Raw genomic sequence first — 14,290 nt, 5'->3', positions numbered from 1 at the left:
ACAAAAGTGTTCGTCTGACACGTGAAATTTATTTAACGATGGTGGAATATTATTCCCAACAAACACCTTTCTTATTAGCCCTCGACGTTATTATCTTCGGATTCGACGAAGAAGGATTGAAGCTACTGCTCATCAAACGAGGATTTAAGCCCTGCAAAGGACAATGGTCGCTGATGGGCGGTTTCCTGAAAGAAGATGAAGATATGGAACAGGCTGCCGACCGGGTTTTGCATCAACTGACCGGGCTGAGCGATTTGTATCTGGAACAGCTTCGTCTTTACAGCAAACCAAAACGAGATTCAGAAGGACGCGTCATTTCGATGGCATACTACGCGTTGATGAAAACCGACCACCAAGATTCGGAACAGTTAGAAAAATACAATGCGCAGTGGTTTAAAATAGACGAAATTCCCGAGCTTGTTTTCGATCACCGGGAAATGGTCAACCATGCGCTGGCGCGATTACGCCGGAGATGCAAAACGCAGCCTATCGGTTTCGAGCTTCTGCCTGACAAATTTACCATTCCGCAACTCCAAAAATTATACGAAGCTATTTTAGGCATCGAACTGGACAAACGGAACTTCCGGAAGAAAATATTGTCGATGGACCTCCTTCAGAAACTGGAGGAAAAAGACAAAAGCAGTTCCCGTAAAGGTGCCTTTTTGTATCAGTTCGACAAAGAAAAATATGATCGGTTAATTGGCGAAGGATTCAGCTTTGCGGTATAACTACCATAAAAACTAAGCGGGGCACGCATCTTTCAACGTGCCCCGCTCATTTTCATCCAGGATACGGGATTAATTTAACACACTAAATCCTACCTCAGAAATCTTTTCCTCATTGCGGTTGCGGTAAAGTTTAGACTTCCTGGCAGTTCTCAATATACCAGGAAACCGGATGTTCTCTACCGGAAATCAACTCTTCGAGCAATTTGTGATCATCCCATTTACTGTGATAACTGCAAGTTTGATCAAGCGCCCTGGAGAGCAAAAGCCACTCCTGAACGACAGCCATCGTCAGCCGGCCTTCGAATTCCTTCAAAATAGACAGGCAACGAGGATTAATCAGATCAACTTTAGGCTCTTCCCGTTTGAGCGATTCACGCGTAGTAAAAAGATGATCTTCAACTTTGATGAATTCATTTTCATCCAGCGTTACACTGAAATTGAATGTTACTGTACTCATGTTGGCACCTCCTGATAGATTAATTCCACATATCAGTAATTTAATACATTAGTGGGAATAATTGAAGCAAAAATGCTCCTGAACAGTAGGTTATTAAACATATCTTTCTCGTTGTAAAGAAAGAAGGTCAGTAAAACTGAATCGTCCGGCTTATATAGAATGCAACCAAATAAGAAAGCCGGATACAAATGTACCCGGCTCTTTTCTATAATGATTGACTTGAATGCTAAACGTTAAAGCGGAAATGCATGATATCTCCGTCCTGTACAACATACTCCTTCCCTTCGACCGAAATCTTTCCTGCGTCACGGCAAGCGGCTTCCGATCCTAGAGTCACGTAATCGTCGTACTTAATTACCTCGGCACGGATAAATCCTTTTTCGAAATCGGTGTGAATAATGCCGGCTGCACCCGGAGCTTTGGTTCCTTTCTTAAAGGTCCAGGCTCTCGATTCGTCCGCACCGGTCGTGAAGTAGGTTTCCAGATTCAACAACTGGTATGCCGAATGAATCAGTTTGTTCACACCCGGTTCATCCAGTCCCAAATCTTCCAGGAAAAGTTGTTTCTCTTCGTAAGTCTCGAGCTCTGCAATATCGGCTTCGGTAGCCGCAGCGATAATCAGCATTTCAGCATTTTCACCAGCAATATTTTCTTTTACCTTTTCGGTGAAAGCGTTGCCTGAAGCTGCTGATGCTTCATCGACATTGCAAACATACAACACCGGTTTATCCGTAAGAAGGAAGAAATCGTGTATCAACTCTTTCTCATCCTCGGTCAGGTCAACCGCGCGCACCGACGTTCCAGATTCCAGGGCAGCCTTCAGCTTCTCGGCTACAGCCAAAGCCTTCATCGCTGCTTTGTCCATACCAACGCGCGCCTGCTTCTGCAAACGGGCAATCCGGTTCTCCACGGTTTCCAAATCCTTCAGCTGAAGCTCGGTGTCAATTACCTCCTTATCGCGAACCGGGTCAATTGTTCCGTCGACATGCGTAATATTTTCGTTTTCGAAACAGCGCAAAACGTGAATAATGGCATCCACCTCGCGAATGTTGGCCAGAAACTGGTTACCCAATCCTTCACCCTTGCTCGCGCCCTTCACCAAACCAGCGATGTCAACAATTTCAACGGTAGTAGGAACAACCCGTTTCGGTTTGTCAATCTTCTCCAGCTCAATCAACCGCCTATCGGGAACAGTAATTACGCCCACGTTGGGTTCAATGGTACAGAAGGGAAAATTGGCCGATTGCGCCCGTGCATTCGACAAACAGTTAAACAAGGTTGATTTTCCGACGTTGGGCAGGCCAACGATTCCACATTGCAATGCCATCTTATTCTCCTTACGTTTAAAATTTTCGGTGGGCAAAGTTACTATTTTCTGCGAGAAGAAACTGATCATTCTTCACTGGTTCAGCGACTATTTCATTGGGCCAGTTTTTCGTTCTGTTTTCCTGAATAACAGGCATAAACCTATTTGACAACATCATTTAAAAGGAAATTCGTGGGATTTTAATCAGGATTTCTACTTTTGTAGAAAAGTGAGAATATGAACATCATCCCTTCGCTCTCGATTGACTGCGTGATCTTTGGCTTCCATGAGAAGAAACTGAAAGTGCTGTTGCTGGAATACGACAAGGAACAACTTGATTCGCCGAATAAAAGTCCCGATAGTTTTGCACCCTATGCAGAAACTGAGCCTGACGGAAAGTTTCCGTACGAAAAACCCATCGGTTTGCCAGGCGGCCACGTTCCGGTTGATCGTTCCATCAACGATTTTGCCCGGGATATTCTGGAAACAGCGACAGGGATAAAAGATATTTATTTAAAGCAGCTGGGCGCCTTTGGCGAAACGGAGCGTGTCTCCTTTCTCCGGGTTGTTTCGGTTGTTTATTATGCCCTGATCAATCCCGAACATTACAGCATTCGCGGTTCCAGCTTGCTGAAATCGCTGGAATGGTATGATATTGATGAGGTTCCGGAACTGATTTTCGACCACAATGCCATGATTGAAAAAGCGCTCAAGCGCCTGCGCGAAGAGGTACAAATCAGGCCGGTTGGCTTTCATCTTCTTCCCGAGATGTTCACACTCACGCAATTGCAACAACTGTACGAAACGGTTCTGGGAATCGAACTCGATACCAGGAATTTCCGCAAGAAAATACAGAAAATGCATCTCGTGGTCGATACCGGGAAGATGCAAACCGGCGTAGCACACCGCGCAGCCAGGCTTTTCAGGTTCGATAAAAAGGTATACGAAATGCTGGCAGAACAAAGTTTCTCATTCAGGGTATAGCCAGCGTTTAAACCTTTATCTTTATTCTCAGTCTTATTTTTGATTTGAATAAGAAGGGAATTCCGCATTTGCATGGACATCGACGAAAGTGATTTAATAAGCGAACTAAAGGACGAAACCAGACGAGCTATGGCCTTTCACATCCTGGTAAAATCATACCAGGAGCGTTTGTATTGGCACGTCCGGAAGATCGTTGTAAATCATGATGATACAGATGACGTCCTGCAGAATGTGTTTTTGAAAGTCTGGAAGAGTGTTGAGAATTTTCGGGCCGATTCCAGCCTGTTTACCTGGTTGTACCGCATTGCCACCAACGAAGCGTTGAGTTTTATCAACGAGCAAAAACGAAAATCCCATCATTTACTGGATGAAGGAAGTGAATTCCTGTTGTCGACACTGGAGGCCGACGAATATTTTGAGGGGGACCAGGCGCAAAAAAAATTACAGAAAGCCATCCTGACGCTACCCGATAAACAGCGGTTGGTTTTCAACATGAAATATTTCGACGAGATGAAATACCATGAGATGGCTGAAATACTGGAAACATCGGTGGGAGCACTGAAAGCTTCTTACCATCATGCGGTGAAAAAAATTGAAGCATACATTGAACACAATTAACTTTAATGAATTAAACCTTTGATAACGAATCGTGTCTAAAATTCTGAAAGCTGAAAAATCCGATGAAGGAGAAAAAAGAACATAAGGAGTCGCCACTGTCCCAGATAAAAAGGGAAAGTCCGTTTGGTACGCCGGAGGCTTATTTCGATACCTTCTCCGAACGATTGAACAGTCGTATTCAGGCTGAAGAAAAACCGGTCACGCGGCAGCGGTGGTTAAACATTTTCAAGCCGGTTGTAGGGCTGGCCGCCAGTTTCGCGCTGGTTTTCTTTCTGTTGTATGTTCCGCTGGAAAATTTTCTTCCGCAAATCTGGAATAATTACCTGACCAAACATCCGGGCAATACCGTTCAGACAGTTGCAAACAATGACAGCTATTTTGAAACATTGATGAACTATCAGGTGTTTTCCAGCTCTGACGATCTTCAGATCCTGAGCACCCTGAACGAAGTAGACAATTCGATGGCTGCTGACTCATTGACTTCGCAGCAAATTGAAGATTACATTGTTATGAATTACTCTGATTGGGAAATCATTCGAAACTACAATCAATAAAATACCGGAATAATGAAAAAGCTGATACTAATCGCCATATTGTTCCTGACCGGACCTTCGCTTTTTGCTCAACATCACTCCAAAAAAGATTTTCCCGGATGGGATGCCATCAAAAACCAGAAAATCGCGTTCCTCACAGAACAACTTTCATTGACCCCCGAAGAGGCGCAAAATTTCTGGCCTGTTTACAACATGCTGGAAGATGAACGGGCAAAGATTTGGCACGAAAAGAGGGATTTGGAAAACAAGTTCCACACCGATTCAGTGAATATGACCGAAGCCCAATTTCGTCAAATGGCCGAAAAATACGCCGATATCCATCTCCGCGAAGGACAAATGATGAAGGAGTATAACGACAAACTACTCAAAGTACTTCCTGCCAATAAGGTCGTAACACTTTATTTCGCCGAGCAGAAATTTATGAGTTACCTGATGCGGGAATATCGACGAAAACATGATAAAGACTAAAAGAAAAGCCGGAGCGATAAACTCCGGCTTTTTTGTTTATCAGGCAAATCTGCCTTTATCCAAAAAGTCGATGGTTTGATTGATGCCCTCATACATCAGCGTGTCTTCTTCTACAAAGTCAACGCGGGTGCGGTACTGTTTCAAGAAATCTTCCAGATAAGGAGAAGTCTTCATCGGGCGTCGAAACTCCAATGCCTGCGACGCATTGTAAAGCTCGATAGATAGAATCTTCAAGGTATTGTCTGCCACCTTCAACACCTTGGTTGCCGCGTTTCCTCCCATACTCACATGGTCTTCCTGCTCATTCGACGAAGGAATGGAGTCGACTGATGCAGGCGTACACAACTGTTTACTTTGACTTACAATAGAAGCAGCGGCGTATTGCGGAATCATGAAACCAGAATTCAATCCTGGATTCGCCACCAGAAATTCAGGCAAATCACGTTCGCCGGAAATCAAGCGGTAGGTTCTTCTTTCTGAAATACTACCAAGCTCCGACAATGCTATCGACAAGAAGTCAAGCGAGAGCGCCAGCGGTTCACCATGGAAATTACCACCAGACACAATCATATCGTCATCCGGGAAAATGGTTGGGTTATCAGTCACCGAATTCATCTCCACTTCGATTACGTTTGCCACATAATCGACAGCATCTTTCACTGCGCCGTGAACCTGCGGGATACAGCGGAATGAATAAGGATCCTGAACGTGCTTTTTGGGTCGGTTTATCAGTTCACTTCCCGAAAGGATGGAACGAAAATTACGTGCTGTTTCAATTTGACCATGATGTGGCCGGATTCGTTGAATGCGCTCTTCAAAAGGTCCGATTAGGCCATTAAATGCATCAAGCGACAACGCTCCGATAACATCTGCGTATTTGGCAATGCGGAAAGCCTTGAGCAAAGTATAAATGCCGTGCGCCAGCATAAACTGTGTTCCGTTCAAAAGAGCAAGACCTTCCTTTGCCTCAAGGCGGATAGGCTCCCAACCTAATGTTTCCAGCACATATGACGCTTCCATCCGCTCGCCGCGATAGTAAACTTCACCTTTGCCAAGCAATGGAAGAAACAACATGGCAAGTGGTGCCAAATCACCTGACGCTCCGAGTGAACCTTGCTCGCAAACCACGGGAATCACATCGTGGTTAAACATTTCGATAATGCGCTGAACTGTTTTCAGCTGTACTCCCGATTTCCCGTAAGACAGAGCATGCGCTTTGAGGAAGAGCATCAGCTTCACCACTTCGTGCGGGATTTCGGGTCCTACGTTGCAGGCATGCGATAAAACCAGGTTCTCCTGAAGTTTACTCAGATCATCTTTTGAGATTTCGCGATCGCACAGGGCGCCAAAGCCCGTATTGATTCCGTAGATCGGTTCCTCACTGCCGGCCAGCTTTTTATCCAGCCAGGCTTTGCAATCGATGATCAGCTTTTTCGATTCCTCGGAAAGAGCGAGTGTTTTATGATTTTCCAGCAACTCCTCAACATCTTCAAACGTCAGTTTTGCCGGAGAGATGTAATGAATATTTTCAGACATAAAAATTCCGGATAAATTGTTCAACATAAATTCGTCGCATCCCAGGAAGTGGAATACGCCATTTTGCTAACGTTTCATCCGGATTCACGGGAAGCGAATATCGCCTCCCACCGTTTTAACCTTTCGATAGGATTTATTTTCCCGGCTTCTTTTCATGACGCCTGAAAAATAAGAACCTCATCGAAAATAAAAAACCTATTTTGTCAGGGTTTCGAGCAACTGACGAGAATCAAATTGTTGCTGATTACCTGTTTCCATGTTTTTCAGAGTGAAAAGGCCGTCTGCAATCTCATTTTCACCAGCCATCGCTACAAAGGCAATTCCTTTCTTGTTGGCGTAATTCATCTGCTTCTTCATCTTGGCAGCTTCCGGATAAATCTCCGCATTTACACCAGCAGCACGCAGTTTGGCCAACATCGGCAAACAATATTTCTCTTCTTCCGGACCGAAATTCACAAACATAAGTTTGGTGCTGGTTACACGGTCTTTCGGGAAAAGATCGAGTTGGGTCATGACATCATAAATACGATCGGCACCGAATGAAATTCCCACACCGGACACATCGGGCAAACCGAAAATACCAGTCAGGTCATCATAACGGCCGCCGCCGGTGATGGAACCAATTTCCATGTCTTTGGCTTTTACCTCGAAAATCGCTCCGGTATAATAATTCAATCCACGAGCCAGCGTTAAATCGAGCTCTACTTCCGTACCCAAATCAAGTTGTTTCAGGTAATTGAAAATCGTTCGAACTTCCTCGATACCCTTCAGGCCTGTTTCCGAGCTGTTAATCACCCGCTCAATCTGCTCCAGTTTCTCTTCGTTGGTTCCGCTTAATTTCAAAATGGGTTGCAGTTTGCCAATGGCTTCGCCCGAAACTCCTTTTTCTTCCAACTCGGCATTCACCTTCTCCAGACCAATTTTATCGAGCTTATCGATTGCTACGGTAATGTCGACAATCCGATCTTTCTCGCCAATAGTTTCCGCTATTCCCGAAAGGATTTTCCGGTTATTCAACTTTAAAACCACGTTGATATTTAAACGACGGAAAACCTCATCGACAATCTGAATCAACTCTACTTCGTTCAGCAACGAATCGGAGCCAATCACATCCACATCGCACTGGAAAAATTCGCGGTAACGGCCTTTCTGAGGACGATCGGCGCGCCAAACCGGCTGAATCTGGAAACGTTTGAACGGGAAGGTAATCTCGTTGCGGTGTTGCACCACGTAACGGGCAAACGGAACGGTCAAATCGTACCGCAACCCCTTTTCCGAAATTTGATTGGTAACTTTTATGGAATCTTTTCCAGCCAGTTCACTATCGTTAACTTTCGACAAGAAATCGCCGGAATTCAATATTTTAAAAAGAAGTTTATCCCCTTCTTCCCCGTACTTGCCCATCAAAGTAGAAAGGTTCTCCATGGCCGGAGTCTCGATGGACTGAAAACCATACAAACGAAACACCTGTTTGATGGTATCGAAAATGTAATTTCTTTTCACCATTTCTTCCGGTGAAAAATCGCGCGTTCCTTTGGGGATAGATGGTTTCTGTGCCATGAGTTGTTTATGATTTTCTTTACTATGCTTATCGTTTCACTGAGAAACTGCAAAATTAAAGAAAATATTGAAACCACTAAGATTCACGGTAGTTTACCACTTATTTATAAGGCAATATCTCCAACCAATTTCCTACCGTGAAATTCACCGGATGGCACCAGGCTTTTTACCTGCTCTAGATTTTCGTTGGTTACTTTTCCTGCAACAATAATGCGCATATTATCGCCGCCAATTTCCAGCATCTGCTTTAGCATTACGGCTCCTTCAAGTGCAGTTGGCTTTCCCCCGGAAGAAAGTATCCGGTTCACACCTAACTCTTTCAATTGCCGGGTTGCCCCGGGAATATCTTCTACCACGTCAATTGCCTTGTGAAACGTTACCTGCATCGGACGAGCTAATTCAATCAATTCACGCGTTCGCGGAATATCAATCTGCCCGGAGGTGGTGAGTAAACCCAAAACCACTCCCGTTGCTTTCAGTTCTTTACAAACCGCGATATCATCCTTCATCAAATCGAACTCATCATCCGTGTAAACAAAATCGCCACCACGTGGACGAATCATTACCATAAAAGGAACCGGCAACACCTCTTTGCATTTCTTTATCGTGCCATACGACGGCGTTGTTCCTCCTACTGTCAGATTTTCGCACAGCTCAATACGAGTCGCTCCGGCATGAACCGCATTCAGGGCTTCAGCCAGACTCTCCACGCACACCTCTTTAATCATATTTCGCTAAAAATTGATTACTGAATAAACCGAATGGTCATCGGATACCGGTAACTCCTACCTTCAGAATTTCTCACCGCGGCTACAATCACCACAGTTATCCAAAAAATAAGCAGTGCCGGTAAAATAATAATGCCAATAATGGCAAATACCAGCGGAATGCAAATCAACAGGTAAATCGTCATCGAAATTTGAAAATTAATCGACTCTTTTCCCTGTTCTTCCACAAAACGGTAAATGTCTTTTTTCATCAGGTAAACCAGCAGCGGTCCGAGGATATTCCCCAGTGGTACAACAAAACCCAAAAATGAGGCAAAGTGGCACATCATACCCCAGGTTTTCTCGTCATGATCGGTTACAATGAGTTCCATGGCAAAATGTTTTTATAAAAATAAGGGAAAAAAACGGCACACCCAATGCATTTCAGCTTCATTATAGTTAAATACAGGTTAACCACCTTTCGCAAAGATGAAGAAAGAATTAAGTTCCCGTGATTCGTCTCTGCTGCCTGTTCCAAAATGAGTTTACACCTGAAATAATTTCTACCTTTGGGCAAAATCAAATAAATACATGGCACAAGAAACTGAGCGGAAATTTCTCGTTACAAACGAAGACTGGCGCATTATGGCACCTCCCGTCCACTATATTCAGGGATATTTAACCATCGATCCGGAAAGAACTATCCGGATTCGGATTGCCGGCAACCGTGGCTATCTGACCATCAAAGGAAAAGTGGAGAGCTTTACACGGCCTGAGTTTGAGTACGAAATTCCGGTTAGCGATGCCCGTGAACTGATGAACCTAAGTGTTACTCAGCCGGTGGAAAAATTCAGAAGTAAAATTCCTTTCGAAGGAAAAATATGGGAAGTAGACGAGTTTATTGGAGCCAACGAGGGTTTGATTATGGCTGAAATAGAGCTCGAATCGGAAGATGAAGGTTTTATGCTCCCGCCCTGGATTGGAGAAGAGGTAACCGGAGATCCGCATTATTTTAATTCCTATCTTGCCAAAAATCCATTTTCGGAATGGTAAATGCATGTGAGTTTACCTGAGTTTCATTGATTACTTTCGAAGCATATTCTAATGTACACCAAACGTTTCGCAATTTTTCTCCTGGGCATATTAAGTCCCGTCCTGCTGCATGCACAGTCGCATGCAAACGGAAAAACCTATCGTCCCAAACTGGTGGTGGGAATTGTAGTAGAAGACATCCGGCCCGATTACATCGACCGTTATTGGGATAAGTTCCGGACAGATGGTTTTCGACGACTGGTCAACCAGGGATTTGTTTGCCGGAACAATCACATCGATAATCTTATTCAGCGCCCGTCCGTTGGAATGGCCACACTTTTTACCGGTGCCGCTCCATCGTTAAACGGAATTGTGAACGATCAGTGGATCGACCGGTTGAAGAAGAAAGTAATCAACTGCACACACGACGACTATTACACCACGGTTGGTTCGAACAGTGCGCAAGGCGACCGTTCGGCGATGAAACTGATGACGCCAACCATAGGCGATGCCCTGAAAATAATGACCAACGGGAAAGCCAAGGTCTACAGTGTTGCATTGAATGCCCCGGCTGCTATTTTTTCAGCGGGTCATTCGGGTGATGGAGCTTACTGGTTCGACACGGAGAGTGGCAATATGATTTCCAGTTCATACTATGTCGAAAATTTCCCCGACTGGGCTTTCAACTTCAATAGTCAAAAACTGGCTGACGATTATCTCAGCCGGAAATGGGAGACCTTGTACCCCATTTCAAATTACACCGAGAGTATTCCGGACAATTACATTCTCGAGCCCGGCTATTACGATAAATGGAATACATTCCCCTACGATCTTTCCAAAATTCAAAAACGTTCAGGCGATTACCGCGTGTTAAAAACCACTCCTTTCGGGAATCTGATGGTTTCGGACTTTGCCACTTCACTCATTGCCAACGAAGGACTTGGACAGGACAGTGTCCCCGATATGCTTACAGTGACGTTTTCGTCGATGGACTACGAACGGAATTCATTTGGTCCGGCTTCAGTTGAAATGGAAGATACGTACCTGAGAATGGATCAGAATATTGCGCACCTGCTGAATTACCTTGACAGAACAGTTGGCAAGGACAATGTAGTTGTGTTTTTGACCGGAACATCCAGCGCGTCTTATCCTTCTTCTTACCTAAAAGAAGAATTTCATATGCAGGCCGGAACTTTCAATCCGGAAGGAGCCGTCGCACTGCTGAAAGCCTACCTCAACATTAAATACGGGCAAGGCAACTATGTGGAGACCTACATGAACCAGCAGGTTTACTTCGATCGTGACCTCATCAGTGAACGAAATATCGATTTGGCAGCCATGCAAAAGGACGCAGCGACTTTCCTCAATCAATTTCAGGGAGTGGCCAGTTGCCGTGCAGCATCCGATCTCGAATCGGTCAACTTACTGGGAAGCGCTTTCGCTCCGTTCCAGAATAGTTACAATCCGAAGCGTTCAGGAGATGTGCTTCTTCGTTTCGAGGAAGGCTGGCAACCCAAAGAAAAATACCGCCGCATCGATTACACTGAAAACAGCCAGGTTCCTCTGATATTTTGGGGCGGACACGTAAAACACGGAACACTGAACCAACGCACCAATATTATGGATGTGGTTCCAACTTTGGCTGATTTCCTCGGAATCATGCCTCCGAATGCAGCCAGAGGCAGCATTATCAATGTCAGAAAGTAATATTCTACTCATCATAAATGTATTAAGCCGGCACATAAATACCGGCTTCTTTTTTGCTTCTCCATTTTAAGGAATCTCCACCCAAACGTTAAACAACTGTTAATCAATAGGCCACAACTTGATTTATTTCAGATTATTCTGTAATTTACAAAGTTGCAAGGCATGGCGAAGAGAAAAAAGAAAAAGGAAGTATCATCATCTGTTTGCAAACAGCAAGCCAACGACCAAACTTTTATCCTGCATTTTAATGATTTGCTTACCTGATTTATTCAGGAATACATGAGCGACCGGAAATCTGTTTCAGACTGCAATTTCGCGCCATCTAATGGTAACTTAATGGGAATCCTTCGCTTTTCTCAACACCTGTGTCTACGATATTGCGACTATTTACAAATTCAATTATTAACTTAAAATTATTCACATGACACATGCCGGAACCATATCGATACCGGATATCGATTTTGACTACAAAATGTGGAAAAACCGGATTGCTTTTTTACGGAACAAAATCCGTTTATACCAAGCCCGGATTAAGGAGTTGAAGGCGGCATCGCCTGAGTGGAAACACGAGCAAAATCTATCGGAGCTGGAATTGGCATTTCACAGCCTGCGCAACGATTTAATCGATGTTTTAAATGAAATCAAAGTTCAGGAAGAGCAAATTCCGTCACACGCACCGGATTATCCAATCAGCGAGACCCACCAGGATTTTGATTCGCACGAAAACATTAACCTGATGATGAAAGATGCTTCGATGAAGATGGACGAACTGGAAAGAGCATTTCTTCCCTACCGCCTATGAGGTAGATTTTCTTTTTATTAACAGACGTTCAGTCTCTTTAACCAGACTGACACGTAACTTTACAGCAATATTCTTAGAGATATTTAAAACGATTAAGGCTGTAAAAAAGAGGATGACCATTTGACCATCCTCTTTTTTGTTTTTTATTCTCCGCTTTCCAGCGAATATTCTTTCAAATAGCTTTTCGGCGTTTTTCCGTAAGCTTTCTTAAATGCTTTAATAAACTGACTGATGTTTGAATATCCCAACGAATATCCAACTTCCTTCACCGAGTATTCACGCGAGATTAACTGCAGACGGGCCACTTCCATCCGCGCTTCCAACCGGTATTGATACACCGATTTTCCGAATACCTGCTTAAAGGTTTTGTGTAGTTTGCTCTCACTCATCACAGCAATGGATGCCAACTCCGGAATACCGGGATGTGCATTCAAATCAGAAAGGATTTGTTCCCTTACCTGAAGTATGCGGGTAATATCGTCGGGCTTGGCTGTAAATTCAAATTTCCCCTGGTATTTTTCCTCCAGACTATCCAGCAACAAGCTGATAAACTCGAGAGATTTTCCGTGAAGGAATATTCCCCTTACGGAAGAATTCACCGATGGAGAAATGAGTTTGGCCGCTATTTTTTGCAAATCGGGTGTAATTGGATGCTGTAACAGGAACGGGCGCCCTGAATAGAAAACACCTTCCAGATACTCATTATCAATGTCCGGAAAAAACTCCCGCACCGAAGGTGAAGAAAAAAGCAAGGTGACTACCGAAGTCGTTTTTCCAACCTCGAAGCCCAGCAACCTGCTCTGCTCTGCCGATCCGAAGAAAACCCCGTTGGTAGCAACCATATTCGGCCCCAGTCGGTGATCGTTGTAAAACAGTGTCGACTGATCCTTTTGATTGAAAAGATGAATCTGAAAGTATCCTTCCATAAAAGACGGGACCTTCAATAAAATGGAAGGGACAGGATCCTTCAGTTTCAACTCAGTAATGGCCGCGTAGAACGAAGGAGTAAATTCCACCAGTTCAAAGAAGCCTTCACCCATCGATTGAGGGATAATAACCTTGTTTCCTTTTATTTCACCACCGGTCTGCTTGGCAAAATCGCTTAACCAGTCGCTAAGCTTTGTCGATTGAATACGGAAGTTCATTATTCATCCATTTTTGATAGAAAACACTCATGAAACCTAAAAGGTTTATGACTTATGCAATATACTGTATATAATTAGAAGAATATCTGCATATGTTTAATAACAAATCATCCTCTTATGTCAATTTAGTGATTAATAGTGATTTCTGGTAATAATATCTTCTGCATTTTTTCTCAGCTTTTTCCGAAGAGGTTTATCAGTATATCCTAAAGCTATGATTAACGGAATACGTTTACTGTCCGGAACTCCCAGTGTATTACGAACTTTGGCTTCATTAAACCAGCCAATCATGCAGCTTCCCACACCTTCGGCAGCTGCGGCCAGACAAATATGTTCTGCAACAATTCCAATATCCATCAACGGGAAATGCTTCTTTTTTATCCATCCGCCGGCTTTGGACGTAAAGTTCGGCTTCTCCTCCACGATAACGATTTGAACCGGTGCCTGCCATGAAAAATGGTTCATTCCCAATGCGCGACTCGATGCGGCTTCAGCAATTTTATGCCGTTTGTCTTCATCATCAACCACAATTAAATGCCAGGGTTGCGCATTGCAGGCCGATGGAGCCAACCGGGCACACTCCAGAATCCGTTCCAGCTTCTCCGGTTCGACGGGCTTATCGGTGTAAGAACGATCGCTTTGGCGTTGGGTTACCAGCTGCAGAAAATTCATATCGAAACCATTTG

16 protein-coding genes are annotated in these 14,290 nt (G+C 44.1%); 8 read left to right on the top strand and 8 right to left on the bottom strand.

The genetic code is table 11. The features are described from left to right. Positions 1–38: 38 nt before the first annotated feature. Positions 39–728, top strand: a complete 690-nt coding sequence (locus GJU87_RS01175; protein ID WP_153637840.1) for an NUDIX domain-containing protein — start codon at positions 39–41, stop codon at positions 726–728. Positions 729–858: 130 nt separating this feature from the next. Here GJU87_RS01175 and GJU87_RS01170 read toward each other — a convergent pair whose 3' ends face one another. Together GJU87_RS01170 and ychF are read right to left on the bottom strand one after the other, a co-directional pair. Continuing rightward, the gene (locus GJU87_RS01170) at positions 859–1,185 is read right to left on the bottom strand and encodes a hypothetical protein (RefSeq protein WP_153637839.1); all 327 of its coding nucleotides are present in this window, start codon (positions 1,183–1,185) and stop codon (positions 859–861) included. 226 nt (positions 1,186–1,411) lie between these two features. Then, the gene (ychF, locus tag GJU87_RS01165; RefSeq protein ID WP_153641307.1) at positions 1,412–2,512 is read right to left on the bottom strand and encodes a redox-regulated ATPase YchF; all 1,101 of its coding nucleotides are present in this window, start codon (positions 2,510–2,512) and stop codon (positions 1,412–1,414) included. A 216-nt stretch (positions 2,513–2,728) separates the two neighbouring features. Between ychF and GJU87_RS01160 the strand changes: the two genes are divergently transcribed. The 4 genes from GJU87_RS01160 (at position 2,729) to GJU87_RS01145 (ending at position 5,115) form a co-directional block, all read left to right on the top strand. Then, the gene (locus GJU87_RS01160; RefSeq protein WP_153637838.1) at positions 2,729–3,475 is read left to right on the top strand and encodes an NUDIX hydrolase; all 747 of its coding nucleotides are present in this window, start codon (positions 2,729–2,731) and stop codon (positions 3,473–3,475) included. A gap of 72 nt (positions 3,476–3,547) precedes the next feature. Beyond that, entirely contained in the window at positions 3,548–4,093 is a 546-nt protein-coding gene (locus GJU87_RS01155; protein WP_153637837.1) for an RNA polymerase sigma factor, read from the top strand. Positions 4,094–4,155: 62 nt separating this feature from the next. Further along, the gene (locus tag GJU87_RS01150; protein WP_153637836.1) at positions 4,156–4,647 is read left to right on the top strand and encodes a hypothetical protein; all 492 of its coding nucleotides are present in this window, start codon (positions 4,156–4,158) and stop codon (positions 4,645–4,647) included. A 12-nt stretch (positions 4,648–4,659) separates the two neighbouring features. Next, complete coding sequence (locus GJU87_RS01145) at positions 4,660–5,115, top strand: hypothetical protein (RefSeq protein WP_153637835.1); 456 nt, start codon at positions 4,660–4,662, stop codon at positions 5,113–5,115. A gap of 39 nt (positions 5,116–5,154) precedes the next feature. Here GJU87_RS01145 and hutH read toward each other — a convergent pair whose 3' ends face one another. The 4 genes from hutH to GJU87_RS01125 form a co-directional block, all read right to left on the bottom strand. Beyond that, positions 5,155–6,651, bottom strand: a complete 1,497-nt coding sequence (gene hutH, locus GJU87_RS01140) for a histidine ammonia-lyase (protein ID WP_153637834.1) — start codon at positions 6,649–6,651, stop codon at positions 5,155–5,157. A 195-nt stretch (positions 6,652–6,846) separates the two neighbouring features. After that, the gene (gene hisS, locus GJU87_RS01135) at positions 6,847–8,211 is read right to left on the bottom strand and encodes a histidine--tRNA ligase (protein WP_153637833.1); all 1,365 of its coding nucleotides are present in this window, start codon (positions 8,209–8,211) and stop codon (positions 6,847–6,849) included. 104 nt (positions 8,212–8,315) lie between these two features. Next, a complete protein-coding gene (locus GJU87_RS01130) occupies positions 8,316–8,939 on the bottom strand; it encodes a copper homeostasis protein CutC (protein WP_153637832.1) in 624 nt (207 codons plus the stop codon). Between the two features lie 17 nt (positions 8,940–8,956). Next, on the bottom strand, positions 8,957–9,310 hold the full coding sequence (locus tag GJU87_RS01125; protein WP_153637831.1) for a DUF4870 domain-containing protein: 354 nt from the start codon (positions 9,308–9,310) through the stop codon (positions 8,957–8,959). Between the two features lie 199 nt (positions 9,311–9,509). On the opposite strand from GJU87_RS01125, the gene GJU87_RS01120 reads away from it, so the two are divergent. The 3 genes from GJU87_RS01120 to GJU87_RS01110 all read left to right on the top strand — a co-directional run bounded on the left by GJU87_RS01120 (position 9,510) and on the right by GJU87_RS01110 (position 12,459). Continuing rightward, positions 9,510–9,971, top strand: a complete 462-nt coding sequence (locus tag GJU87_RS01120; RefSeq protein ID WP_153637830.1) for a CYTH domain-containing protein — start codon at positions 9,510–9,512, stop codon at positions 9,969–9,971. Positions 9,972–10,022: 51 nt separating this feature from the next. Beyond that, positions 10,023–11,657 (top strand): alkaline phosphatase family protein, encoded by a 1,635-nt coding sequence (locus GJU87_RS01115; protein WP_153637829.1) that lies wholly within the window; start codon positions 10,023–10,025, stop codon positions 11,655–11,657. 421 nt (positions 11,658–12,078) lie between these two features. Next, entirely contained in the window at positions 12,079–12,459 is a 381-nt protein-coding gene (locus tag GJU87_RS01110; protein WP_153637828.1) for a hypothetical protein, read from the top strand. Positions 12,460–12,602: 143 nt separating this feature from the next. Here the strand turns inward: GJU87_RS01110 and GJU87_RS01105 are convergent, their stop codons facing one another. Together GJU87_RS01105 and GJU87_RS01100 are read right to left on the bottom strand one after the other, a co-directional pair. Then, entirely contained in the window at positions 12,603–13,604 is a 1,002-nt protein-coding gene (locus GJU87_RS01105; RefSeq protein WP_153637827.1) for an AraC family transcriptional regulator, read from the bottom strand. Between the two features lie 132 nt (positions 13,605–13,736). Then, entirely contained in the window at positions 13,737–14,276 is a 540-nt protein-coding gene (locus tag GJU87_RS01100) for a nitroreductase family protein (RefSeq protein WP_153637826.1), read from the bottom strand. Positions 14,277–14,290: the final 14 nt, after the last annotated feature.

The organism is Prolixibacter sp. NT017, from assembly GCF_009617875.1.
Taxonomy (GTDB): domain Bacteria; phylum Bacteroidota; class Bacteroidia; order Bacteroidales; family Prolixibacteraceae; genus Prolixibacter.
Note: the sequence above shows the minus strand (reverse complement) of the source record. Positions and strands in the feature narration are given on the sequence as shown.